Below are 23,969 nucleotides of genomic sequence, written 5' to 3'. Positions count from 1 at the left end.
TCCAAGAAATCGACGTTTATCGTAACGTGACACCTTGCAGGCAAGCGCTTTCCCGAGGTGTACGGCACGCCGGTGAGCGCCCTGCGGCGCGGACCCGTCCGCCACCACCACCCGTCCCTTGATCCATTCGGAGGACACGTGAGCACACGTGAGAACGGCGCACCAGCACGCCACCGGCGGTGGCGACTCGCCCTGGTGCCGCTCGCCACCGTCGGGCTGGTCGCTGCCGGCCTGGTCGTGACCCAGACCGGTGCCCAGGCCGCCACCTGGCCCACGGCCAAGAGCACCACCACAGTCACCAGCACCCAGTCGGTCAGCGGCACCAAGGACTACGGCCTGGTGCGCTTCAAGGCCGGCGGCGCGATGGGCGACGGCGGCCAGAGCGAGAGCCAGAAGCCGATCCTCGAACTGGCCGACGGCGCGACGATCAAGAACGTGATCATCGGCTCGCCGGCCGCCGACGGCATCCACTGCAAGGGCACCTGCACGCTGGTCAACGTGTGGTGGGAGGACGTCGGCGAGGACGCCGCCACCTTCAAGGGCGGCTCGTCGGCGAACTACACGGTCGACGGCGGCGGTGCCCGGTCCGCCTCGGACAAGGTGTTCCAGCACAACGGCGGCGGCAAGCTGACCATCAAGAACTTCGACGTCAGCAACTTCGGCAAGCTGTACCGGTCGTGCGGCAACTGCTCGACCCAGTACAAGCGGACCGTCGTCATCCAGAACGTCACGGTGACCGCCCCCGGCAAGGTGCTCGCCGGCATCAACACCAACTACGGCGACACCGCGACGTTCTCGGGCATCACCATCTACGGCGACAGCAGCCGGAAGATCTCCATCTGCGACCGCTACACGGGCAACAGCTCCGGTGCCGAGCCCGTCAAGACCGGCAGCGGGCCCGACGGTACGTACTGCAAGTACACGTCGTCGAACATCGTCTACAAGTAACTCCCACGCCAAACCCCAGGCGGGCCGCGCACTTCCCCAGGTGGACGTGCGCGGCATGGCGGGTTGGATCAGGCCGGATGCTCTTCGTTCGAGCTGTCGGCTTGCGCGACGAGACGGCGGACAGCGTCGGCGTGAGGGTCACCGAGTGGGTCGAGGATCTGGAGTGCTTGCTGCCAGCAGCGCTGTGCATCGGGGTGTTGGCCGGCGGCATGGTAGGTGTCGCCGAGGCCGGCGAGGGTGAGCCCTTCGCAGCGTCGGTCGTCGAATCTGCGGAAAAGCTCCAGTGCCCGCTGATGCTGTTCGAGGGCTTCGTCGAGTTGGCCGGCCTGCTGGTAGGCCAAGCCGAGGGGGTAGGAGGCCCAGGCGACGCTCCACTGGTCGTTGATGCCGTCGAGGACGGCGACCGCTTGGCGGTATTGGGTGATAGCGATATCGAGGTGTCCCCGTGCGCGGTGGCAGTTGCCGAGACTGAGCAGCGACATGCCTTCGCCTCGGGCGATGCCGTGACGCCGGAAAAGCTCCCGTGCCTGGCCGTACAGATCGAGGGCTTCTTCCAACTGGCCGAGTTCCTCGTGGATGAGGCCCAGACCCCGGAGGCAGAATCCTTCCACCCAGTGGTCGTTGACGTCGCGACTGGCCTCGACGCCTTGGCGGTAGCAGTCGAGCGCGGCATCGCGCTGCTCCGTCCGCCAGTAGGCGTCGCCGAGGCAACGGAGGTTGGCGGCCTCGCCGAGGCGGGACCCGGTGGACCGTGCGGCGTGTAGGCCGGTGAGGTGGATCTCGCGCCAGTCGGCCCAGTACGACTTGAGTTCGAAGAAGCCGTCACTGACCACAGGGATCTGCCAGGCGATGTCGTGGTCACCCAACTGGTCTGCTTGTCGAACGTTGTCGAGGAGGTTGAGGCGTTCCCGCTCGAACCAGGCCATTGCCTCGGCCACGGCGCTGGGAGGAGTGAGCGGTACGTCAGGTCCGGCTGGGGGCAGCGGGATGGCGTGGGAGTAGGGAAGGATGATCTTCCGGCCTTCCTCGGCCATCCACAGGTACCAGGTGTAGACGCGGCGTCGCGCTCGGCGTTGCTGTTCGGGGGTCTCTTCGCCCTGCGCGCGTTCGAGGGCATAGGCGCGCAGAAGGTCGTGGAACAGGTACCGGTCGCGGGCAGGATTCTGTACGAGGTGCGCAGCGGTGAGCTGGTCGAGGAGGTTGCGGGCTCGGGGCAGGTTCACGCCGGTGATGGCTGCGGCTGCGGCGGCGGAGATGTCGGAGCCGGCATGCAATCCGAGGATGCGGAAGAACCGCGTCGTGTCCTCCGGCAGAGCCTGATAGGACCAGGAGAACACCGCCCGGACGTCGGACAGTTCGTCACCGTCGATGGTGAGGGCATCAAGTTGACGCTCAACGAGTGCCAGGTCAGCCACGAACTCCGCGAGGGTGGCATGGGGGGTGTTGGCGATGCGTTCGCCGAGGATCCGCAGGGCGAGCGGGAGGTAGGCGCAGCGGCGGGCGAGTTCGGCGGCGGCCTGCGGCTCGCCGTTGACGCGGTCGCCGCCGATGCTGTCGCTCAGCAGCGCAACTGCTTCGTCGGGGGACAGGACATCCAGGGTCATCCGTGACGCTCCTTCCCGCGCGACGAGGCCGGAGAGCCGGCTGCGGCTGGTGATGATCGCCATGCAGCTCGGGGTCGCCGGCAGCAGCGGCCGGACCTGGCCGACCGTGGACACATTGTCCACCACGATCAACACCCGCTTGCCGGCCAGGACGGACCGGTAGAGGGCGGCGCGTCCCTCGGTATCCGTCGGGATCTGATCGGCAGGCACATGGAGGGCGCGCAGGAATGTGTCCAATGCCTGTCCGACGTCCAAGGCCGGTCCGGGGCCGTAGCCGCGCATGTCGACGTAGAGATCGCCGTCGGCGAACCACTGCCGGACCCGGTGCGCCCAGTGCACGGCCAAGGCTGTCTTGCCCACGCCGGGGGCGCCCGCGATGGCCGCAACCGTCATCGACTGGCCGCCAGCAGCCGTCGCGTTCTCGGCTGGCAGTGCGGCGTCCAGTCGGGTGATGGTCTGCTGGCGGTTGACGAAGCGGGTCGCGTCGAAGGGCAGTTGGCGAGGTGGTGGAGGTGGTGGTCCCGCACGCCCGAACAGGTTGATGCCGCCGTACACCGTCCCGGCCTGAACGACGGCCTCAGCATCTCCTGACGACTCGTTGTGGGCGGTGTGCATGCTGGCTCCCTCCCCGGTGAGTGGCGATCTATGGGGAGCGGGGTTGGAGTCGGGCTGCGTACGTCCGGTAGGGGATGGATGCCGCGACGGCGGCGTCACGCCAGTGGTTGGCCTGGACGATCTTCTCCGGTTCGCTGATCAACTCGCCGGAGACGAACCGCCCCTGCTCGTCGTAGTACATCGCCACGAGTCGCGAGGAGTCGAACAACCAGTAGTCGTAGTGCGGCAGTGCTGCCGGCCAGTCGTCGCCCGAGACCACGATGAGACGGACGTCCTCGCCGGCCTCGACCGTGTGTTCGTAGGCCCAGCCGCATTCGAACCGGACATAATCCGAAACCGGCTCAGCGACGACATGGACGCGGTGCATGTGCTTGCCAGCTGATGCCGCCGCCCGCACGGTGTCACACCAGGAGGCGATCCCGGGAAACTCGCCGCGGGTCTCGCCCGCCAGGAACCGGGCGAACTCATCCTGCTCGTACGACACGTCGTACCGTTGAAGCGTCTCCAGCCGGTAGGCCGTGTATCGGAAGTCGCGGAACAGTTGGTTGAACTCGGCGTCATCGAGTGAGGTGAACGGGCGGGTCACCCCTGGTTCACCGCAGCCCGGGACTCGCGGTAGCGCTCGATCGCGCCGAGCACCACGTCGGCGGAGATCCGCACCGCGCCCTCCCCGGGAAGCACGTTCTCCAACTCGCCGAGGGTGTCGCCGTCGACCAGGTGTCCCTGGACGACCAGCTCCCCATTGTCCGCGAGGTAGACCGTCGGACAGCCGTTGCCGCCCGACCCGGGGTCCTTGTAGAGCTTGGTCAGCTTCACTGCGACCTCCGACGAATCACATGCCCAGCCAGGGCCTTCGGTGACGAAGCTAGTGCGTAGCGTAGTGGTCGAACAAGTTGTTATCGTCAATCCGATCTGGATAGCTCGGACATGCTTGACCGTCTTCGGTTGGTCCTTGTGCCGGCCGGAGCCGGCCGCCTGGAGGTGGACCGACGGTGGACCCAATCATGGTTACCGCAGCGACAACGCTCGTCGCGTGGACGACCACCGAGATTGCCGAGGGCGGCCGGCTGGCAGTGTCCGCGCTGACCGATTTCCTGCGGGACCGATTTCGGCGCGAGCCCGAGGCGCGGAAGGTCATCGAGGGTGTGCTCCACCAGCCGTCACCGGACAACGCGCGTACCCTTGCCCTTCTCTTGGACCGCGAGGCCCGACGCGACCCGGCGTTCGGTGCAGAGTTCCAGGAGCGTTGGAAGCAGGCCAACGCGGCCGTCGCGGCAGGCCGGGACAGCGTGACGAACTCCATCTCGGGCGATGTCAGCGGGCCCGTGGTGCAGGCCCGCGACGTCCATGGGGGTATCTCGTTCGGCGGGTCGTGAAGGAGACCGGCGGCGACCGCAGTCAGGTTCTCGGACGTTGCCGGGGTGCTGGGCATCAGCCTGGCCATGACGTCGGGGGTGGGCCGAAGGCGCGACGGGCGGCCCGGACGGCCAGCGCGGCGAGGGCTGCGTTGGCACCACCGCCGATCACCGCGCCAACGCCGAACGGTGCCACCCGGCCGAGCACGATGATGCCCTGCCTGGTGCCGTATTTGGTGATGAAGTGTCTCCCCAGCACCTTGTTGATCTGACGCAACGTCTCGCCGGAGACGTGCCCGACGATCACCCGTCCCCAGTGTTGACCCGTGCGTTCGGCGACCTTGGTGATGGTGGCGGAGCCGGAGCCGCCGAGCATGATGCCCATGACGATCGTCCGGCGGCGCTCGACCTCGTCGATGGGGACGCCGTACACCTCGGCGATGGAGAGCGCGAAGAGGGCGCTCAACTGGAGGGACGAGAGGAACTCGCCGCCTGACAGCGCCAGTGCCACTCCCGTGCCGACGCCGGGGGCGGCTGCGGCTCCGCCGACTGCGGCACCCGTCCCGGTCAGGGCGCTGACGTACATCCGCTCCAGGTTGCGGATCACCTCGGCGGGGGTCGCCTCGGGGTTGCGTTGGCGGGCCCGCGCGATGTTCTTGCGCACCAGTGGGCTCTGGAGGGTGATCGCCTTGTCCAGCAGATCGAGGACCCGCTGCCCACCTCCGGCCGCTTCCGGAACCGGCCCGTCGTGGGCATCTGTCACCATGCGTCGAACTCCTCGGATCCACCGGCGTCCACTATGGTCGCGGTCGCTCAGGTTACGTGGTGGGACGCGGCGGCAGCCAGACGTACGTATGCGCGCAATGCGGCGGGTAACCACCCGCCGGCCGTACCGGACCCACCCCCGCCACCAGCGCAAACTTGCACGGTGGCTGCCGGGCTGAGACATGGGCGAGCCCGACTATCGCCTTCTTTACAGGCAACGGCGCTGCCTTCCGCTCCCAGCGCCGCGCCTCACGGTGATCGACTTACCTGGGGCGAAGTAGCGGTATCGACCGCGCCCGGACGCCGCTACTTCGCCGCAGCACACCCGGCCCAACGGGCCGTCGGCTACGTTGCGCCGAGTGCCCGTAGCAGGTGATGCATGCCGGAGGACGGGTTGTCGTCGGGAAACGCGGTGCCGTTGTTGGCGTGCCGCTTTTCGAGTTGCTCGGCCCGGCGGGCGGCCTGCTTTCGCAGCGGCATATAGATGCTGCTGTCGATGCTCTTGCCGGTGCGGCCGTCAAGCTTGCGGCTCATCTTCTCGGCTTCCGCCGTGTCGACGAACTTCGTGTGCTCGCTGTGGTGCAGGATCAGCCACAGCTCGAAGCACGGGTTCGAGATCACCAGCCCGACACCCTTGGCCTGAGCGAACTGCTTGGCGCGATGCAGGTTCGGATGGTTCTTCGGCCATTCCACATCGAAGATGCACCAGCACTCGTCCACCTCCGGGTCGGCGAGGCGGTCGGCCGCCATCTGCACGAGTGTGAGCGGGACGCCCTGGTCGGGGTGGATTTCGAGGTTGAGGGCGGTGTTGTCCGCGATTTCGGGCAGCTTCTTCAGCCCGTTGATGTAGTCGGGCTCGGAGTTGATGCCCTCGCAGAACACGACGACCGTGCGCAACTCCGGGCGTCGAGCGACGGTGCGCTTGAGGGGCTTCGTTTCCCGGCGGCGTGGGCTCATCGTGTCGTCAGCCGATCAGACCGAGCGCCCGCAGGAACTCCGTCTGGTCGACCTGGGGGAGCGCGCCGAACCGGCCGTGCAGGTAGGCACTTTCGAGGTTCTGCGATTTCCGCACCCGCTCGCCGGCGAACTCGGCGAGCGCGCCGAGCCGGGTGGAGCCATCGAGTTGTTTCTCTGTGAGCCAGACCTCGTCCCGGTTCAGATGGTTGAGCAGGCTGGTGTCATGCGAGGTGAAGATGAGTTGAGCGCCGTGGGGGTTGGTGACCGGGCTCTGGAAGACCCGCAGCAGCTCTGCGGACAACGTCGGATGCAGGCTGGCGTCCAGCTCGTCGAAGATGACGATCGACCCTGCCCGTAGCGCGGTCAGCACCGCCCCGATCAGGCCGAACCACGTTTTTGTTCCTTCCGATTCGGCAGAGAAGTCGAGCGGCGCGGAATCGTTTCCGGATCTGTGCAGGAGTCGTAGACGGCGTTGGGTCATCGTCCCGCCGCCGGCAGAGACAACTTCCTGCATGTCGATGACCACATCTTCGATGCCCAGGTCGGCAAGGCGCAGCAGTGCCAGTGCCTGTTGCCGACTGCTCAGCGTCGACCAATCTTTCCCCTCGTCGCCGGGGGCGGTTTCTCCTTCGCTGACGAAGGGAACCAGTAATGGCTGTTCGTTGTCTGGTCCATCGAACCAGCGGGCCGTGTCGGGCTTGCCGGAGTGCCGCGGCCTAAACAAGTTGTAGAACGCTCCCGGCCGGCGCGGGCGCGGCAGTTGGCCGAGCACCTGAATGCGCAGGATCTCTCTGGCGAAATTCGTGACGAGCGGCTCGTCGAAGCGGCGCGCGGCGGACAGGGCGAGTGTACTTTCCGTCAGCAACTCGCGAGTCCCGGACAGTGCGCCCAGCCCGCGCTGGAGCTTAAGCTCGGAACCCTCCCGCTCAAAGATCCGGCGTTGCTTCTTCTCGGGATAGTGGAAAAGTCCCTCGTAAATGATGTGGCGGGCGTCGAGTTCGACGACGTATTCGAAGCGCACACCGCCCACTGTGGTTTCTATGACGAACTCGCTGGACCTGGCCGGTGCCGGGCCGAAGGCGAAAGGCTCCAGCGGAATCTCGTCTTCCCACAGCCGGAGTGAGTTTTCAACCGCGTCGCGCAGCCAGGCGAGCGCGCCGACGACGTTGGACTTGCCGGAGGCGTTCGGCCCGTAGATCGCGGCTCGGGTCAGCAGGCTCTCACCGAGGTGTGGGGCGTCCCGGGCTGCCTCGCGGTCGCGGTCCACCGCCACCATCGACAGCTCGACACCTTCGGCGATCGACCGGTAGTTGCTGGCCTCGAACCTGATAAGCACAGGTGCACGCTACCGCAGGTCAGGGCGCAACCAGCGCTGGTGTTTCGCAGGATTCCGACGAAAACCGGCCTGTTTCTGCATCGGGGGCGCGATGTAGCTGACCTTTTGGCATCCGCCGGCGACACTGAGCGGCCCGTCGGTGTTGATCGGCTTGCCCAGTGAGCGGCTCGTCCGCTCCGAGGAGGCAGGCCCCCCGCTTCGATCTGCCGAGTGATCAAGAGGTTTGCGTCAACTTTGATCTTCCCGATGACGCAAGCCTCTTGATCACCGGGACGTCGGAGGTGTCAACCGCGCGCAGGATACCGCTACTTCGACCCACGGGTTTTGCTCCGCTCAACGGTCGGTGACGGGGGTTCGTCTGCGCCTCGGGCCTTCCATGGTTGGTGCTCGGTGATCCAGGCTTCCACGTCGTGCACGAGCCAGACCGATCCGCCGGCCAACCGGTCGAAGGGGTCGGGGAAGTCGGGGCGGCTGGTGAGCTGGACGATGCGGACGCGTGACACGCTCAGGCGCTGCTGAAGCTCGGCGCTTCCGTAGAGGTTCCGCCGCCTGCCCGTCATCGGGCTTCGACCATGCGGGAAAGCAGCGCGCCCCGGCCTCCGCGACGGGGGCCGGGGCAGGTCACTGCCGCATTCGGTACGACGGGCGGAGTCAGTTGTGCTTGAGGGAGTCGACGAAGGTACGCCAGCCCTGAGTGTCGAAGGCGAGGGTGGGGCCGGTCTTGTCCTTGCTGTCCCGGACGGCCACCCCGTCGCGAAGGTCCGCCACTTCGACACACTGGCCGTTGGCGTCGCTTCGGCTGCTCTTGCGCCACTCCGCGCGTGAACGGTCCATGCCGCCTCCCCTATGTCATGTCCTTTGCGATAGCGGCGATCAGGTCCCGCGACTTGGTGACGCTGAGTGCTGCCGCATGCAGGTGAGTGTAGGTAAGCGTAACCCGCCGTAAGTCATCCTCGCGTTCGAGATAGGCGTCTCCCGCCTGGCTCACCACGTACACGACCGGGCTGTGGATGTCCTCCGGGAACTCCAGGATCGAGAAGGAACCCACGGTGCCGGGGTGCCAGCCCTCGCCGAACGGCAATACCTGAAGCTCGATGTTCGGCCGGTCGCCCATCTCGATGAGATGGTGGAGTTGGGCGCGCATGACATCTGGGCCGCCGGTCTGACGATGTAGCACGCCCTCGTCGACGATTGCCCAGAGCTTCAGGACCGGCTCTTCGGTCAGGCAATCCTGCCTGGTCATCCGCACCGCGACGCGGCGGCGTGCTTCCTCGCTCTGTCCCGGCCAAGCAGCACTGGTGATCGCATGGGCGTATGCCTCGGTCTGGAGCAACCCGGGTACAACGGCCAGCTCGAAGTTTCGGACTGCGATCGCTGCGGACTCCAGCCCGATGTACATGCTGTAAGGGTTCGGGAGCTGGCCGAACTTCGCCCACCAACCTCGCTCCTTGCCTTGGCGCTGGAGGTCGAGAGCGGTTTGCCGTATCCGATCGTCACTGACGCCGTAGCGGCTGAGCATCACGATCACGTCGGCCCGGCTGACGCCGACCACGCCTGATTCGATCTTGTAGATCTTCGACTCGGAACAGCCCAGTTCGGTCGCAATCTCCTTGTGCGAGACGCCGGCTATCTCACGAAGCCGATGCAGCTCCCGGCCGAGTTGCCACCGCGCGATCGTCGGACCGCTCGTCCTCGCCACGTCTACCTCCAAGGTCGCGAACACCGTCAGTGTTCCCCTTTCCATCGCCAGGATCAAGGTCGCCAGGCGAAAGGCGAGCCTCCCAAGAAACTTTCCATGGAAGCCTAGACTTGCCGAACCAAGGTTGTCACTCTTGGTGCGGAAGTAGCTACGTCTCGGGAGGTGTCCATGGCTCGGCATGCGAAGGATTCGGCGTACCCCGGTCTGCTGGCGAGGCTCTGGCGGCCGTTCAGGCGTCGTCGGGTCAACCCGCTCGACCGCCTCCGGCCGGCGACGAACCATGCGGAGCGCCTGGCGGCGTACCGGGTGATCGGGGTGGCGCGGGTGCCCCACCTGCCGGAACGGCCGCTGCTGCCGGAACGGCCGCTGTTGACGCTGGCGGGGGAGTACCGGGCGGGGTGCTGGTCGTGAAGGCGCGGCGCAAGTCCGACCGGGCGGACCGGGGCGAGCAGATCCAGGCGGCGGAGCGCGAGGCGGCCCGGCAACGGATCCTCGCCCAGGCCGAGGCGGAGCGGATACCGGCCGAGGAGACCACCAGGGCGGTGCCGGATCGGCGGTGGCGTCGTGGACAGCAGTGAGCTGCTGCCTGTCGGCCGGCGGGTGGCGTACTGGCGGGGGCGGCGCAGGTTGTCGCAGCAGGTGTTCGCCGATCGGCTCGGCAGGTCGAAGTCCTGGGTCGACAAGGTCGAGCGCGGTATCCGGTCGCTCGACAAGGTGTCGACGTTGCGGGAGATCGCCGCCGTGCTGCGGATCGACGCCGCCGTGCTGCTCGGCAGGGACACCCAACCCGCCGTGACGGCTCAGGGGGTCGAGAGGGTGGCGCGGATCCGGGAGGCGCTGTCGGCGTACGAAATCGCTCTGGGTCGACCGGCGGCCCGTGGGGTGCCCTCGGCCGACCGGGTGGTCCGGGATGTCGAGCACACCTGGGTGCTGTTCCAACATGCCCGGTATCCGCAGGTGACCGACGTTCTGCCGGGTCTGCTGGCCGGCGTGCAACGGGTAGCCGCCGACGATCACGAGCGGAGCCGCCCGCTGCTGGTGGAGGTCTACCGGCTCACCGCGTCGCTGCTGGTGAAGCTCGGCGAGGCCGAGCTGGCCTGGCTGGCCGCAGATCGGGCCATGGCAACCGGGGCCGGCGACCCCCTGCTGGTGGCCGCCGCCACGGTGCAGCTCGGGCAGGTGTTCCGCGCCTCGGGGTGGCCACGGGCGGCGGTGTCGGCGGCGCTCGCCGCCGCGTACCGGATCGCCCCGCTCGAACCCGAGGACGGTGACCCTGGCGAATTGTCGTTGTGCGGGACGCTGCTGGTGCAGGCCGCCCTGGCAGCGGCCCACCGGGGTGACGACCGCGCCACCGGTGAACTCCTCGACGAGGCCGCCGACATGGCCGCGCAGGTCGGCGAGGGCCACGACCACCACCGGACCGCGTTCGGGCCGACGGCGGTCGACCTCGCCCGTACCGCCGTCGCCCTCGACCTGGGCCATGCCGGCGAGGCGGTGGCCTGGCACGAGAGGACGACCCGGCGGGACGCCTGGCGGTGGCTGCCGCTGGAACACCGGGCGGCGCACCTGATCGACGCGGCCCGCGCCTACCTCCAGGCCGACGACCCGGCCAACGCCGGCCGGGTGCTGGCCGACGCCGACCGGATGGCACCCGCCGAGGTGCGCCACCGACCGGTCGCCCGGGACGTGCTCGGCCAGGTGGCCCGCGCCCCGCACGCCCCGGCCACGAGCATCCAGCTCGCCGCCGCCCTCGGGGTGACCTGACCATGACCGGGCCGCACCTGTCGCTGGCGCAGATCCGCAACCGGCTGATCCTCACCGCCCGAGCGGTCCTCCGCGACCACCGGCCCGGCCCGGACGGTCACTGTCGGGTCTGCCGGATTCCGGACTGCCGATTGTCGGCCGCCGCCCACGACGTCCTCGACGCCGCCGCTGCCTGCCGGCCAGCAAGTCCTGGCCGGCAAGCCCGCTCCACTTGACCATTGGCGAGGGCTAGCCTGTGAGGCCAAGCATGACGCGACACCCATGGGGACGAGGCACGTGATAACCGGTGAACTGAAGAGCAGGATCGATCGCGTCTGGGATGCCTTCTGGTCGGGCGGCATCTCCAACCCGCTGGAGGTGATCGAGCAGATCACCTACCTGCTCTTCATCAAGCGGCTGGACGAGATCGAGACGCGGGAGTTGAAGAAGGCGGAACGTTTCCCGGACGCCTCGGTCACCCTGCGGTTCAAGCCGGACGAGCAGGAACTCCGCTGGTCGAGGTTCAAGGACCTGGATCCGGAGACGATGTTCAAGACCGTCACCCACCAGGTGTTCCCGTACCTCCAGCGGCTCGGTGGCGACGGCTCCACCTATTCGCACCATATGCGGGACGCCCGGTTCACCATCCCCAGCCCGGCGCTTCTCGACCGAGTGGTCGACATGCTCGACAAGCTCCCGATGGATGACCGGGACACCAGGGGTGACCTCTACGAGTACATGCTCAGCAAGATCGCCACGGCCGGACACAATGGACAGTTCCGCACCTCCCGGCACATCATCCAGCTCATGGTCGAGATGACCGCCCCGAGGCCGGACGACGAGATCTGCGACCCGGCCTGCGGCACCGCTGGCTTCCTGGTCGAGGCCAACGAGTACGTCCGGCGCGTCCACCCGGAGGCGCTGCTCGACACGAAGCAGCGGGAACACTTCCACGGGAACATGTTCCACGGCTTCGACTTCGACGGCACGATGCTGCGGATCGGCAGCATGAACATGCTGCTGCACGGCGTGGACAGCCCGGATATCCGCTACCGCGACTCGCTCGCCGAGAGCGTCAGCGGCGAGTCCGAGAAGTACTCGCTGATCCTGGCCAACCCGCCGTTCGCCGGCAGCCTCGACTACGAGAGCACGTCCAAGGACCTCCAGCGGGTCGTCAAGACCAAGAAGACCGAGCTGTTGTTCCTCGCCCTCTTCCTCCGGCTGCTCAAGCCCGGCGGGCGGGCGGCCGTGATCGTGCCGGAGGGCGTCCTCTTCGGATCGAGCAAGGCGCACAAGGAGCTGCGCCGGATGCTGGTCGAGGACCAGAAGCTCGACGGAGTGGTCAAGCTGCCCAGCGGCACCTTCAAGCCCTACTCGGGCGTCTCCACCGCGATCCTGTTCTTCACCAAGACCAACAGCGGCGGGACCGACCACGTCTGGTTCTACGAGGTGACCGCCGACGGCTGGAGCCTGGACGACAAGAGGACTCCGTTGCTGCCGGCCGAGAAGTTGGGGCCGGGTGCGGTGCTGACCGGGGACGAGCATGCGAAGAACAACCTGCCGGACGCGTTGGCGCGGTGGTCCCGCCGGGGCGGGGACGAGTTGCAGCGGGCGCGGACCGAGCAGAGCTTCTGTGTGCCCAAGGCCGACATCGTCGAGCAGGGCTACGACCTCAGCCTCAACCGCTACAAGGAGATCGTCCACGAAGAGACCGAACATCGCTCGCCACTGGACATCCTGGCCGATCTGGAACGCCTGGAATCCGAGATCCAGCAGGGCATGACCGACCTGAAGGCGATGCTCGGATGAGCGCGCCGGCCTCTTCCAAGCTGGCAGATGTCGCTTCGATCAATCCAAGGCTGACCAGTCGTCCGGCAGACGATGATCTCATCTCATTCGTTCCCATGTCTGCGGTTGACGGCCAGACCGGAACCACAGAGATGGGCGAGGAACGAGCTTTCGGCGAGGTCAGCAAGGGTTACACCGTTTTTTCCGATAAGGATGTCCTGGTCGCGAAGATCACCCCCTGCTTTGAAAATGGCAAGATTGCTCAGGCTGGGCTCAAGCATCGGATAGGCGTCGGTTCGACCGAGTTCCATGTGATTCGCCCAAACCAAACCCGGCTTGACGCGCGCTATCTCCTCCATTTCCTGCGTAGGCCCCAAGTTCGCGTCGCCGGTGAACGTCGGATGACTGGCAGTGCAGGGCAACGTCGCGTACCGGAAGCCTTCCTCGCTGGTCTTTCGGTTCCGACTCCGTCTCTGTTGGAGCAGAAGAGAATCGCCGACGTGTTGGATCGGGCGGACGAACTCCGCGCCAAGCGCCGGGAATCCCTCGCTCACCTGGACGTCCTCACTCAATCCATTTTTCTTGAGATGTTTGGAGGTACGCACAGCATTCTAACGGATTGGCCAACCGCTACTCTTGGAGAGCTCCTTGATTTCCTGACAAGTGGCTCACGGGGCTGGGCCGTCCATTATGCAGATCACGGAGACCTCTTCCTCAGGATTCAGAACGTACGAGGTGGTGAACTCCTGCTGGAAGACGTTGCTTACGTGCAAGCGCCGGAAACCGCTGAAGCAAGGCGAGCAAGGGTGGAGCCGGGCGATGTCTTGTTAAGCATTACGGCGGATCTCGGCCGCACAGCCGTTGTCCCAGATGGTCTCAGTACGGCTTACATTAACCAGCATCTTTCAATTCTTCGATGCTCAAAACTGGAGCCGGTGTACCTTTCTGCTTATTTGTCGTCACCAATTGGGCAAGATCAAATCCTTCGAAGAAACCGTCAGGGAGTTAAAGCTGGCCTGAATTTTGACGACGTGAAGGGCGTTGCTATACCGTGTCCTCCACGTGCTATTCAGCTAAAGTACGCGGAACGTACTGAAGCCGTGCGGCGACTCAGAACGCAGTATCGAACAAGTTCGGCCGAACTAGATGCGTTGTTCGCGTCGTTGCAGGATCGGGCTTTCCGGGGGTTGCTCTGATGTGAGACGCTCTGGGGCTGTCCACCATGGGGGGTCGACGACCGATGAGCAACTTCGCGTTCCTGCGGGCCGAGTGGCCCGAGCTGCTTGACGAGGCCCTGCGGGCCGAGCGGCTGGCCGTCGCCGACCCGCGGGGCTCGTGCTTCTATGCCCGGCGCACCCTGGAACTCGCGCTCGGCTGGCTCTTCGACGCCGACGCGACGCTGAAGCGCCCGTACAAGAACGATCTTTCTGGAAAGATCCACGAGCCGACGTTGCGCAACCTGGTCGGCACCGCCCTCCAGGTCAAGATGAACGTCATCCGCAAGCAGGGCAACCGGGCCGTGCACGAGAAGACGCCGGTGACCGACAAGGACTCGGTGCCGGTCCTGCGCGAGCTGTTCCACGTCACGTACTGGATCGCCCGGCACTACACCCGCGACCAGGCGCACCTGCCGGCGAGCGCGTTGGCCTTCGACCCGGATCTGATCTCCCGTCCGGCCCCCTCCGAGGTGCGGCAGCAGACCCGGGCCGAGCTGAAGGTGCTCGCCGAGAAGCTCGCCGCCCGGGACGCGGCGCTCGCCGCCGAGCGGAAGAAGAGCGCCACCCTCGATGCCGAGCTGGCGAAGCTGCGCGCCCAGATCGCCGCCGCGAAGGCCGCCAACGAGGCCCGCCCCGACGACCACGACTACGACGAGGCGCAGACCCGCGACCTCTACATCGATCTCATGCTGGCCGAGGCCGGCTGGCGGCTCGACGGGCCGGACGACCGCGAGTTCCCGGTGACCGGCATGCCCAACGGCTCGGGCACCGGCTTTGTCGACTACGTGCTGTGGGGTGCCGACGGCAAGCCGCTCGCGGTGGTCGAGGCCAAGCGCGCCCGGCGGGATGCCACCGACGGCAAGCAGCAGGCCAAGCTCTACGCCGACTGCCTGGAGCAGCGGTACGGTCAGCGGCCGGTCATCTTCTACACGAACGGTTACGACACCTGGCTGTGGGACGACACCGGCTACCCGCCCCGCCCGGTGCAGGGCTTCTACACCCGCGACGAGCTGGCCCTGCTGATCCAGCGCCGCTCCACCCGCCTGGCGCTCGCGGACGTGCCCATCAAGCCGGAGATCGTCGAGCGGCACTACCAGCACCGGGCGATCCGGAAGATCGGCGAGGCGTTCGAGCGGGACCGGCAGCGCCAGGCGCTCGTGGTGATGGCCACCGGCGCGGGCAAGACCCGTACCGTCATCGCCCTGGTCGACGTGCTGATGCGGGCCAACTGGGTCAAGCGGGTGCTCTTCCTGGCGGACCGCACCGCCCTGGTCAACCAGGCGGTCAACGCGTTCAAGGCGCACCTGCCCGAGGCGGCCACCGTCAACCTGGTCACCGAGAAGGACACCGAGGGCCGGGTGTACGTCTCGACGTACCCGACCATGATGGGCCTGATCAACGAGACCGCGACCGGTGGACGGCGCTTCGGGGCCGGCTACTTCGACCTGGTCATCATCGACGAGGCGCACCGGTCGGTCTACCAGAAGTACCGGGCGATCTTCTCCTGGTTCGACAGCCTCCTGGTCGGGCTCACCGCGACCCCGCGCAACGAGATCGACCGCAACACCTACAGCCTGTTCCACCTTGAGGACGGCGTCCCCACCGACCACTACGACCTCGAAGAGGCGGTGGAGGAGGGCTACCTCGTCCCGCCGCGCGCGTTCTCCGTGGAGACCGATTTCCAGTGGTACGGCATCCGCTACGACGACCTCAGCGAGGAGGACAGGGACCGCTGGGACTCGCTCGACTGGGGTGACGACGAGCCGCCGGAGAACGTCGACGCGGACGCGGTCAACAAGTGGGTGTTCAACGAGAAGACAGTGGACAACGTCCTGGCGACGCTGATGACCCACGGCCACAGGGTGGCCGGCGGTGACCGGATCGGGAAGACGATCATCTTCGCCAGGAACCAGGATCACGCCGACTTCATCCAGAAGCGGTTCGACGACGCGTATCCGATGCACGCCGGCCACCGCGCCCGGGTCATCACGCACAAGACCGAATACGCGCAGAGCCTCATCGACGACTTCTCCCAGCCGGAGAAGGACCCGCACATCGCGATCTCGGTGGACATGCTCGACACCGGCATCGACGTGCCCGAGGTCGTCAACCTGGTCTTCTGCAAGCCCGTCCGGTCGAAGTCGAAGTTCCTCCAGATGATCGGCCGGGGCACCCGGCTCTGCAAGGAGCTCTACGGCCCCGGGCAGGACAAGAAGGACTTCCTGGTCTTCGACTTCTGCCGGAACTTCGAGTATTTCAACCAGAACCCCGAGCCGGCGCAGGGGAAGCTGGGTGAGCCGCTGACCACCCGGCTGTTCAAGGCCCAGCTCGACCTGATCCACCGCCTCGACCAGCGTCTTCCCACCGACGTCGGCCCGGAGCCGGACACCGACGGGACGCAGAGCGAAACCGGCCTCCGCTGGGAGCTGGCCCGAAACCTCCACACCCGGGTGGCGAACATCCACCTCGACAACTTCGTCGTACGCCCCAAGCGCCGCCTGGTAGAGCACTACGTCGACTTCGCGCACTGGCGCCGGCTGACCCCCGAGGCGGTGGACGAGATCGGCGACAACCTCGCCGGCCTGCCCACCGCAGTGCAGGACAACGACGAGGCAGCCAAGCGGTTCGACCTGATGGTGCTGCGCCTCCAGCTCGGTCAGTTCCAGGTGCTGCCCGACTACGCGCGGCTGCGTGGGCAGGTGCAGGAGATCGCCTCGACGCTGCTGGAGCAGACCAGCATCCCGATGGTCCGCGAGCAGCAGCAGCTCCTCGACGAGGTGGCCGGCGACGAGTGGTGGCAGGACGTGACCCTGCCGATGCTGGAGCTGATCCGTCGACGCCTGCGCGAGCTGATCAGGTTGATCTCCCGGTCCAAGCGGGCCATCGTCTACACCGACTTCAGCGACGAGTTGGGGGAGATCTCGCTCGTCTCGCTCAACGACATCAGGATCGGCACGAACTTCGAGCGGTTCCGCGCCAAGGCCCAGGTCTACCTGCGCGCCCACGAGGACCACGTGGCGTTGCAGAAGCTGCGCCGCAACAAGCAGCTTTCCCCCACCGACCTCGACGAGTTGGAACGGATGCTGGTGGCCAGCGGTGGCGGCACCGAGGACATCGACCGGGTCCGCCGCTCCTCCGAAGGGCTGGGGATCTTCATCCGCTCGCTGGTCGGGCTGGACCGGGAAGCGGCCAACGAGGCGTTCAGCGAGTTCCTGACCGGCCGTACCCTCACCGCCAACCAGATCAGCTTCATCGGCCTGATCATCGCCCACCTGACGCAGAACGGCGTCATGAAGCCCGAGCGGCTCTACGAATCCCCGTTCAGCGACATCGCGCCCGACCCGGAATCGATCTTCCCGTCCGCCGACCTGGACCGCCTGGTCACGATCCTCAACTCCGTCCGGGACACCGCCACCCCGGCAACCGAGGTGGCCTAATCGGCACCGGGAGCCGTGACCGGCAAACCCACCGATTCTGACGTCCGCCTGTCGGCGAGCAGCAGATCGAGGGGCGACACCCCGGCCGGGACGTCGTAACAGGGCAGTTGGTCGAGGTCGTTCGTGGTGGTGGCCTTGAGGCGGATCGACCCTCCGGCCACCAGGGATTCATACCTGGAGAACTCCCGCCCTGATCTGGTGCTCACCGTATGCCCCTTGTTCCGATCACGCCCATGTCCTACCAACGAGGACCGCGCCTACACAGCACGGCGGCTGTACTCGACCAGCGGTGGTATGCCTGTCCGTCATGAATATGACTGCCAGGCATACCACGTCGAGTAGACATGTCGGCCCGCCCGCGACACGCCGCGTGCGCAGGGTCAGTGGGGTCAGCGGGTGAGGGCGGCGTAGATGGCGAGGTGCCGCTTGAGGACCACGTCCGGGTGGAAGGTCTGCTCGTACCGCAGCCGGGCCGGGGCGGAGAGCAGCGCGGCGCCGGCCCGCGCGACCGGGAGCGCGGCGGCCAGCGCGGCCGGGTCCGGCGGGACCACCCAGCCGGCGGTGCCGGAGAGCAGGCCGGCCGGCACCGCGACCGGACCGGCCGGCGGCGGGGCGTGGCCGGCGACGGCCGAGGCCACGGCGGCCGGGCCGGTGCCGGCGGGCTCGTGCGGGAGGTCCGCACCGACGAGGTACGGGATGCCGCCGAGGGCGGTGCCGAGCACCGGCCGCCCGCTGGCCAGCGCCTCGATGATCACGGTGGGCAGCACGTCGTGCCACATCGACGCGGCGATCACCACGGCACTCGCCTCGACCGCGGCGCGCACCCCGGCCCGGTCGAGTTGGCCCAGGTAGACGACGTCGGCGCGCTCGGCGGCGGCGGCCTCGACCAGCGGGCGCAACTCGCCGTCACCGGCCACCCGCAGCGTGCCCAGGGTGCCCACCGGGTGCCGCCGCCAGGCGTCCAGCAGCAGGTCGACACCCTTCTCCGGGGTCAGCCGGGCCAGGAAGAGGAAACCGTCGCCGAGCGGCGTGGGGGCACCCGGGTCGGGCACCGCGTTCGGCTTGACCACGATCCGCTCGGCCGGGATGCCGTAGTCGGTCAGGTGGTCGGCGATGGCCGAGGTGAGCGCGATGAACCGGTCCACCGAGCGCCAGGTGCCCCGGTGCACGGCCAGGGTGGCGGCCATCAGCGCGCTCTGCGCCCGCGAGTCCCGGTAGCAGCGGTGCACGATCGACGGCACCGCCAACGCCCGGCCCTTGCAGTCCTGGCAGATGACGCCGTCGCGGAAGTAGATCCCCGAGGAGCAGACCTGCCGGTAGTTGTGCACCGTCTGCACCACCGGCACCCCGTGCTTGTGCGCGGTCCGCACCACCCAGGGCGACAGCAGCGGGTACGGGTTGTGCAGGTGCAACACGTCCGGCCGGTGCTCGGTGAGCAGCCGGGACAGGTCCTGCTGGGCGCGCGGGGCGTAGATCGGTGAGATCGGCAGCAGCGCCTTGGCCGACTTCGGCATCGACGGGATCTCGTCCGAGCTGCGGATGAACGGCAACACCTCGACCCCGGCGGCGGTGAGCTGCCCGATCTCCGAGTCGACCATCGTGTTCTCACCCGACGGCTGGGCTTCCCGGTACCGGTTGTGCGCCACCACGATTCTCACGGGGCTTGTCCTTCGTTCGCGACTGCGGGACTCGCAAGCTCATTCCTCGCGCTCACGGGAACGAAGGCTACCGTGAGGGGGTGCCCGAACTACCGGAGGTGGAAGCGCTCGCCGGTTACCTGCGTGAGCGTGCCGTGGGGCGACGTGTCGACCGGGTCGAGGTCGCCGCGATCAACGCCCTCAAGACGTACGAACCGGCGCCCACTGCGGTGTCGGGCCGGGCGGTGGTGGACGCCCGGCGGCACGGCAAGTTCCTCGACGTGATCTTCGACGGCGACCTGCACCTGGTGGTGCACCTGGCTCGTGCCGGCTGGCTGCACTACCGGGAGGCGTTCCCGTCCACCGTCCCGCTACGCCCCGGCAAGGGGCCGATCGCCCTGCGGGTACGCCTCGACGACGGCTCCGGGTTCGACCTCACCGAGGCGGGCACCCAGAAGAAGCTCGCCGCCTACCTGGTGACCGACCCGGCACAGGTCCCCGGGGTGGCCAAGCTCGGGCCGGACGCGCTCGACGCCGACCTGGCCACCTTCACCGAACGGCTGCGCAGCCGACGGGGGCAGGTCAAGGGGGTGCTGACCGACCAGGCGGTGCTCTGCGGCGTCGGCAACGCGTACTCCGACGAGATCCTGCACGCGGCGAAGCTGTCCCCGTTCGCGATCACCGACCGGCTCACCGACGACCAGCTCGCCACCCTGCACGCGGCGACCCGGACGGTGCTCGGTGAGGCGGTACGCCGCTCGGCCGGGCACCGGGCGGCAGAGCTGAAGGGCGAGAAACGCTCCGGGTTGAAGGTGCACGCCCGCACCGGGCTGCCCTGCCCGGTCTGTGGCGACACGGTGCGGGAAGTGTCGTTCGCCGACTCCAGTCTCCAGTACTGCCCGACCTGCCAGACCGGCGGAAAACCGCTCGCTGACCGTCGGTTGTCCCGTCTCGTACGGTGAGTGACGGCTCGTCATTGTTACGGAGAGGTATCGCCCTCGGCGCGTGAAACCTCCCCGTCCGCGTTCTACCCCGGTGGCCGTCCATCGGTATAGTGGCTCGGTCCCCGGCTTCGAAAACTGACGTGAAGTCGGCCGGTTCCTCGTTGGCGACGCCAGACGCAAGGTCCCTCGGGTCCGCGTTTGACCCGCTGCCAGCATGGGGAGACGGGAACGGTGGGCGACCCGGGCCCCTCACGGCGAGTGAGCGGCGCGGGTCATGCGGGAGGACATGGGTTGAGGTGACGACAAGCCTCCAGCGCCCGGTAACCAACACAGGCCGGAGCAAACTCGTGCGGCACGTGGACAGCTTCGAGATCCAGCCGCCGACACCACCGTCACACAACGGGGTGCCCAGGTCGGCGTGGGCTCGCGCCCGCCGTCGGGTCTCCACCTGGCACCGCCCGTACACGGTGGCGCTGCTGCTGCTCGACTTCGCCGCCGTGGTGCTTGCCGACTGGATCGCCCAGGAGGCGTTCGGTCAGGCCCGCGCCGGCTTCTACAACGCACAGGCCGACCCGACCTGGTTCTACACTGTCGTCTTCCTGCTGGTGCCGCTCGGCTGGCTGGGGGCCCTGTGGGGTAACCGGGCCTACGACAGGCGTTACCTCGGTCTCGGCCCGGAGGAATACAAACGGGTCATCCGGGGCGGCGTCGCGGTCGCCGCGACCGTCTCGTTCGTCGCCTTCGCCACCAAGACCGACCTGTCGCGTTACACGGTGGGTTTCGCCCTCGCCGGGGCGTTGGCGCTCGTCCTCTTCTTCCGGATCGCCGCGCGGTTCGTGCTGCACCGCATCCGGGGTCGGGCCGGGCACGCCGGGCACCGGATGGTGCTGGTGGGCACCCTGCCGGAGTGCCTGGAGGTCTACGTCGCGGTCACCCGCAACCCGAGCGCCGGCCTGGTGCCGGTGGCCATCCACATCACCGACGGGTACGCCGCCGCCCGGGGCATCGAGACCCCCGTCCCGGTCTACGCCGGCCGGGACGTGCTGGCCCTTGTCCGGGAGGTCGGCGGGGACACCATCGCGGTCTGCGGCTCGGCCAGCGCCGAACCGGGCGAGTTGCGCCGGCTGGCCTGGCAGTTGGAGGGCTCCGGCGTCGACCTGGTGGTCGCCCCGCAGCTCACCGACATCGCCGGCCCCCGGGTGCACATCCGCCCGATCGAGGGCCTGCCGCTGCTGCACGTGGAGGAGCCGACCCTGTCCGGGCCGGCGCTGCTTGCCAAGAACCTGCTGGACCGGGTCGCCGCCGGGCTGGGCCTGCTGCTGCTGGTGCCGGTCTTCCTCGCCATCGGGCTGGCCATCCGGCTCTCCGACCCCGGCCCGGTCTTCTTCCGCCAGCCCCGGGTCGGCCACGAGGGGCACACCTTCCGGGTCTGGAAGTTCCGCACCATGTACGTCAACGCCGAGGAGCGGCTGGCCGGCCTGGTCGACCAGAACGAGACCGACGGCATGCTGTTCAAGATGAAGCAGGACCCCCGGGTGTTCCCGGTGGGCCGCTTCCTGCGGGCCTCCTCGCTCGACGAGCTGCCCCAGCTGATCAACGTGCTCTGGGGAGAGATGTCGCTGGTGGGGCCGCGTCCGCTGCCTGCCGACGACGGCGACTTCCTGGGCGACGTACGGCGTCGGCTGCTGGTCCGCCCCGGGATGACCGGGCTGTGGCAGGTCTCCGGCCGCTCCGACCTGTCCTGGGACGAGGCGGTCCGGCTCGACCTCTACTACGTCGACAACTGGTCGCTGGCGTACGACCTGAGCATCCTGTGGCGCACGGTGGGCGTGGTGCTGGCCCGCAAGGGCGCGTACTGAAACCCTTGGCGTGGCGGGCCGGACAGGCCAGGATCGCGGGGTGGGTGGCAACCTCTCCGCCGTGATCGGCGTCGTCTCGATGGTGACCGCGCTCGCCGCCGCGTTCTGGGCGGCGCTACGGCTGCGCGGTCGACGGGGCATCGCCACCGCCACCCAACGGGCCACCTACGAGGTGCTGCACACCGCCGGGCTGGCCGCCGAACCGCTGCGTACGGGGCTGCACCCGGCGGGCGCGGCGAAGGCCGTACGCCATCTGCGGGCATTGGTGGGGGCGGCCGGGTTGGCGTTGACGGACGCCGACGCGCTGCTCGCCCTCGACGGGCGCGGCGGGCACCACGGCGACCAACTGCTCGCGGCGGCCCGGCGGGTCGCCGAGACCGGGCGGTCGACAGTGCTGGGCGAGTCGGAGCTGCACTGCGACCGGGTCGACTGCCTGGTACGCGGGGCGGTGGTGGCACCGTTGTCGGCCGACGGCCGGGTGGTCGGGGCGCTGGTCGCGGTGGCCGACGGGCCACCCGCGCCCGGCCTGGTGCAGGCCACCCTGGAGACGGCGCACTGGGCCGGCAACCAGCTCTCGCTGGCCGAGCTGGACTCGTCCCGGGAGCGGCTGGCCCGCGCCGAGATCCGGGCGCTGCGGGCGCAGATCAGCCCGCACTTCATCTACAACGCGCTGACCGCGATCGGGTCGTTCGTGCGCACCGACCCGGAACGGGCCCGGGAGCTGATCCTGGAGTTCGCCGAGTTCACCAGGTATTCCTTCCGGGCGCACGGCGAGTTCACCACCCTCGCCGAGGAGTTGCGTTCGATCGACAGGTACCTGACCATCGAACGGGCCCGGTTCGGCGACCGGTTGCAGGTGCGGCTGCAGATCGCCCCTGAGGTGCTGCCGGTGACCCTGCCGTTCCTCTGTCTGCAACCGCTCGTGGAGAACGCGGTACGGCACGGGTTGTCGCGCAAGCCCGGTACCGGCATGGTGAGCATCGAGGCCCGGGACGCGGGTGCCGAGTGTCACATCACTGTGGAGGACGACGGAGTGGGGATGGATCCGGCAACGCTGACCGCGGGGATCGCCGAGCTGACCCGGGCCGGCAGCGACCCCACCGACGACCCGGGCCAGCACGTCGGCCTCTCCAACGTCGACGAGCGGCTCCGCTCGGTCTTCGGCGACGGGTTCGGCCTGGTCGTCGAGACCGGCCCCGGCTCGGGCACGAAGGTGAGCCTGCGGATCCCGAAGTTCCACCCGGGCGTACGGGCCGGCGCGTGAACGAGCGGGCGGGCACGGTGAACGCGTCCGGGTTCCTGCGGGTGCTGGCGGTCGACGACGAGCCACCGGCGCTCGACGAGTTGGCGTACCACCTGCGGGCCGATCCCCGGGTGGCCCGGCTGCACACGGCGGGTGACGCCACCGAAGCGTTGCGGGTGCTGCGGGACGCCGACGTGGACGTGGTCTTCCTCGACATCCGGATGCCCGGCCTGGACGGGATGGAGCTGGCCCGGGTGCTGCGCCGGTTCGCCAGGCCCCCCGCGATCGTCTTCGTCACCGCGTACGACGACGGCGCGGCGGACGCGTTCGACCTGGGCGCCACCGACTACGTCCGCAAGCCGGTACGCGCCGAACGGCTGGCCGAGTCGCTGCGCCGGGTGATGGGTTCCCGGGTGGTGCCGTCGCACCCGGCGGCCCTGGCCCGCGCCGAGGAGGACCCGACGATCCCGGTGGAGCTGGCCGGGACGACCCGGATGCTGCCCCGCTCGGCGGTGCGCTGGGTGGAGGCGCAGGGCGACTATGCCCGGCTGCACACCGCCGACGGGTCGCACCTGGTCCGGGTCTCGCTTGCCACCCTCGCCGAACGCTGGGCGGACGCCGGTTTCGTGCGGATCCACCGGTCGTACCTGGTGCAGTTGCGGCTGATCGCGGAGCTGCGCCTGGTCAACTCGGGATACGTGGTGCTGATCGACGCCGCCGAGCTGCCGGTGAGCCGCCGGCACACGCGGGAGTTGAAGGACAAGCTGGTCCGCGCCGCCAAGCAGGACTGGGGGCGGTGAACAGACCGGGTGCGGCCCGCTA

22 protein-coding genes are annotated in these 23,969 nt (G+C 68.2%); 12 read left to right on the top strand and 10 right to left on the bottom strand.

Annotated features, from left to right (window positions below; genetic code table 11):
* The first annotated feature begins 138 nt into the window (after positions 1–138).
* Positions 139–948, top strand: a complete 810-nt coding sequence (locus OHQ87_RS23390) for a pectate lyase (protein ID WP_328341176.1) — start codon at positions 139–141, stop codon at positions 946–948.
* 68 nt (positions 949–1,016) lie between these two features.
* Here the strand turns inward: OHQ87_RS23390 and OHQ87_RS23385 are convergent, their stop codons facing one another.
* Genes OHQ87_RS23385 through OHQ87_RS23375 form a run of 3 tightly spaced genes read right to left on the bottom strand, consistent with a single transcriptional unit; the run spans position 1,017 to position 3,983 of the window.
* A complete protein-coding gene (locus OHQ87_RS23385; protein WP_328341174.1) occupies positions 1,017–3,167 on the bottom strand; it encodes an ATP-binding protein in 2,151 nt (716 codons plus the stop codon).
* Between the two features lie 28 nt (positions 3,168–3,195).
* On the bottom strand, positions 3,196–3,753 hold the full coding sequence (locus OHQ87_RS23380; protein ID WP_328341172.1) for a DUF6879 family protein: 558 nt from the start codon (positions 3,751–3,753) through the stop codon (positions 3,196–3,198).
* On the bottom strand, positions 3,750–3,983 hold the full coding sequence (locus OHQ87_RS23375; protein ID WP_328341169.1) for a hypothetical protein: 234 nt from the start codon (positions 3,981–3,983) through the stop codon (positions 3,750–3,752). The genes OHQ87_RS23380 and OHQ87_RS23375 overlap by 4 nt, the downstream gene beginning before the upstream one ends.
* Positions 3,984–4,159: 176 nt before the next feature.
* Between OHQ87_RS23375 and OHQ87_RS23370 the strand changes: the two genes are divergently transcribed.
* Positions 4,160–4,543, top strand: coding sequence for a hypothetical protein (locus tag OHQ87_RS23370; protein WP_328341167.1), 384 nt, complete (start codon positions 4,160–4,162; stop codon positions 4,541–4,543).
* A gap of 55 nt (positions 4,544–4,598) precedes the next feature.
* Here OHQ87_RS23370 and OHQ87_RS23365 read toward each other — a convergent pair whose 3' ends face one another.
* The 5 genes from OHQ87_RS23365 to OHQ87_RS23345 all read right to left on the bottom strand — a co-directional run bounded on the left by OHQ87_RS23365 (position 4,599) and on the right by OHQ87_RS23345 (position 9,336).
* Complete coding sequence (locus OHQ87_RS23365; RefSeq protein WP_328341165.1) at positions 4,599–5,288, bottom strand: hypothetical protein; 690 nt, start codon at positions 5,286–5,288, stop codon at positions 4,599–4,601.
* Positions 5,289–5,632: 344 nt separating this feature from the next.
* The gene (locus OHQ87_RS23360) at positions 5,633–6,244 is read right to left on the bottom strand and encodes an RloB family protein (RefSeq protein ID WP_328341163.1); all 612 of its coding nucleotides are present in this window, start codon (positions 6,242–6,244) and stop codon (positions 5,633–5,635) included.
* Positions 6,245–6,251: 7 nt separating this feature from the next.
* Positions 6,252–7,580 (bottom strand): AAA family ATPase, encoded by a 1,329-nt coding sequence (locus OHQ87_RS23355; protein WP_328341161.1) that lies wholly within the window; start codon positions 7,578–7,580, stop codon positions 6,252–6,254.
* 651 nt (positions 7,581–8,231) lie between these two features.
* A complete protein-coding gene (locus OHQ87_RS23350) occupies positions 8,232–8,414 on the bottom strand; it encodes a DUF397 domain-containing protein (RefSeq protein ID WP_328341159.1) in 183 nt (60 codons plus the stop codon).
* Between the two features lie 10 nt (positions 8,415–8,424).
* Positions 8,425–9,336 (bottom strand): helix-turn-helix domain-containing protein, encoded by a 912-nt coding sequence (locus OHQ87_RS23345; RefSeq protein WP_328341157.1) that lies wholly within the window; start codon positions 9,334–9,336, stop codon positions 8,425–8,427.
* 111 nt (positions 9,337–9,447) lie between these two features.
* Here OHQ87_RS23345 and OHQ87_RS23340 point away from each other — a divergent pair, with 111 nt between their 5' ends.
* The 6 genes from OHQ87_RS23340 to OHQ87_RS23315 all read left to right on the top strand — a co-directional run bounded on the left by OHQ87_RS23340 (position 9,448) and on the right by OHQ87_RS23315 (position 17,464).
* Positions 9,448–9,690, top strand: a complete 243-nt coding sequence (locus OHQ87_RS23340; RefSeq protein WP_328341155.1) for a hypothetical protein — start codon at positions 9,448–9,450, stop codon at positions 9,688–9,690.
* Positions 9,687–9,857, top strand: a complete 171-nt coding sequence (locus OHQ87_RS23335; protein ID WP_328341153.1) for a hypothetical protein — start codon at positions 9,687–9,689, stop codon at positions 9,855–9,857. Before OHQ87_RS23340 ends, OHQ87_RS23335 begins: the two co-directional genes overlap by 4 nt.
* Complete coding sequence (locus OHQ87_RS23330; RefSeq protein ID WP_328341151.1) at positions 9,844–11,043, top strand: helix-turn-helix domain-containing protein; 1,200 nt, start codon at positions 9,844–9,846, stop codon at positions 11,041–11,043. The genes OHQ87_RS23335 and OHQ87_RS23330 overlap by 14 nt, the downstream gene beginning before the upstream one ends.
* Before the next feature lie 261 nt (positions 11,044–11,304).
* A complete protein-coding gene (locus OHQ87_RS23325; protein ID WP_328341149.1) occupies positions 11,305–12,831 on the top strand; it encodes a type I restriction-modification system subunit M in 1,527 nt (508 codons plus the stop codon).
* The gene (locus tag OHQ87_RS23320; protein WP_328341147.1) at positions 12,828–14,006 is read left to right on the top strand and encodes a restriction endonuclease subunit S; all 1,179 of its coding nucleotides are present in this window, start codon (positions 12,828–12,830) and stop codon (positions 14,004–14,006) included. The genes OHQ87_RS23325 and OHQ87_RS23320 overlap by 4 nt, the downstream gene beginning before the upstream one ends.
* Before the next feature lie 44 nt (positions 14,007–14,050).
* Complete coding sequence (locus OHQ87_RS23315; protein WP_328341145.1) at positions 14,051–17,464, top strand: DEAD/DEAH box helicase family protein; 3,414 nt, start codon at positions 14,051–14,053, stop codon at positions 17,462–17,464.
* On the opposite strand, the gene OHQ87_RS23310 is transcribed toward OHQ87_RS23315, so the two are convergent.
* Positions 17,461–17,670: a hypothetical protein gene (locus OHQ87_RS23310; RefSeq protein ID WP_328341143.1), complete on the bottom strand. Its 210-nt coding sequence runs from the start codon at positions 17,668–17,670 to the stop codon at positions 17,461–17,463. The genes OHQ87_RS23315 and OHQ87_RS23310 overlap by 4 nt on opposite strands.
* 183 nt (positions 17,671–17,853) lie before the next feature.
* Positions 17,854–19,122 (bottom strand): glycosyltransferase, encoded by a 1,269-nt coding sequence (locus OHQ87_RS23305; RefSeq protein ID WP_328341141.1) that lies wholly within the window; start codon positions 19,120–19,122, stop codon positions 17,854–17,856.
* Positions 19,123–19,202: 80 nt separating this feature from the next.
* Here OHQ87_RS23305 and OHQ87_RS23300 point away from each other — a divergent pair, with 80 nt between their 5' ends.
* The 4 genes from OHQ87_RS23300 to OHQ87_RS23285 all read left to right on the top strand — a co-directional run bounded on the left by OHQ87_RS23300 (position 19,203) and on the right by OHQ87_RS23285 (position 23,947).
* A complete protein-coding gene (locus OHQ87_RS23300) occupies positions 19,203–20,063 on the top strand; it encodes an Fpg/Nei family DNA glycosylase (protein ID WP_328341139.1) in 861 nt (286 codons plus the stop codon).
* 329 nt (positions 20,064–20,392) lie between these two features.
* Positions 20,393–21,904 (top strand): sugar transferase, encoded by a 1,512-nt coding sequence (locus OHQ87_RS23295; RefSeq protein ID WP_328341137.1) that lies wholly within the window; start codon positions 20,393–20,395, stop codon positions 21,902–21,904.
* 40 nt (positions 21,905–21,944) lie between these two features.
* A complete protein-coding gene (locus tag OHQ87_RS23290; protein ID WP_328341135.1) occupies positions 21,945–23,168 on the top strand; it encodes a histidine kinase in 1,224 nt (407 codons plus the stop codon).
* Positions 23,169–23,185: 17 nt separating this feature from the next.
* Complete coding sequence (locus OHQ87_RS23285) at positions 23,186–23,947, top strand: LytR/AlgR family response regulator transcription factor (RefSeq protein WP_328348963.1); 762 nt, start codon at positions 23,186–23,188, stop codon at positions 23,945–23,947.
* Positions 23,948–23,969 lie beyond the last annotated feature (22 nt).

The sequence above is a fragment of the Micromonospora sp. NBC_00421 genome (genome assembly GCF_036017915.1).
In the GTDB taxonomy this organism is placed as follows: Bacteria; Actinomycetota; Actinomycetes; order Mycobacteriales; family Micromonosporaceae; genus Micromonospora.
This window is presented reverse-complemented; position numbering and strand designations above follow the sequence as displayed.

Excerpts from the sequence above, each read along its gene's own strand:
- OHQ87_RS23350 (WP_328341159.1), bottom strand. The coding sequence starts at position 8,414 with ATGGACCGTTCACGCGCGGAGTGGCGCAAGAGCAGCCGAAGCGACGCC.
- OHQ87_RS23360 (WP_328341163.1), bottom strand. The coding sequence starts at position 6,244 with ATGAGCCCACGCCGCCGGGAAACGAAGCCCCTCAAGCGCACCGTCGCT.
- OHQ87_RS23315 (WP_328341145.1), top strand. The coding sequence starts at position 14,051 with ATGAGCAACTTCGCGTTCCTGCGGGCCGAGTGGCCCGAGCTGCTTGAC.
- OHQ87_RS23325 (WP_328341149.1), top strand. The coding sequence starts at position 11,305 with ATGGGGACGAGGCACGTGATAACCGGTGAACTGAAGAGCAGGATCGAT.
- OHQ87_RS23320 (WP_328341147.1), top strand. The coding sequence starts at position 12,828 with ATGAGCGCGCCGGCCTCTTCCAAGCTGGCAGATGTCGCTTCGATCAAT.
- OHQ87_RS23340 (WP_328341155.1), top strand. The coding sequence starts at position 9,448 with ATGGCTCGGCATGCGAAGGATTCGGCGTACCCCGGTCTGCTGGCGAGG.
- OHQ87_RS23385 (WP_328341174.1), bottom strand. The coding sequence starts at position 3,167 with ATGCACACCGCCCACAACGAGTCGTCAGGAGATGCTGAGGCCGTCGTT.
- OHQ87_RS23365 (WP_328341165.1), bottom strand. The coding sequence starts at position 5,288 with ATGGTGACAGATGCCCACGACGGGCCGGTTCCGGAAGCGGCCGGAGGT.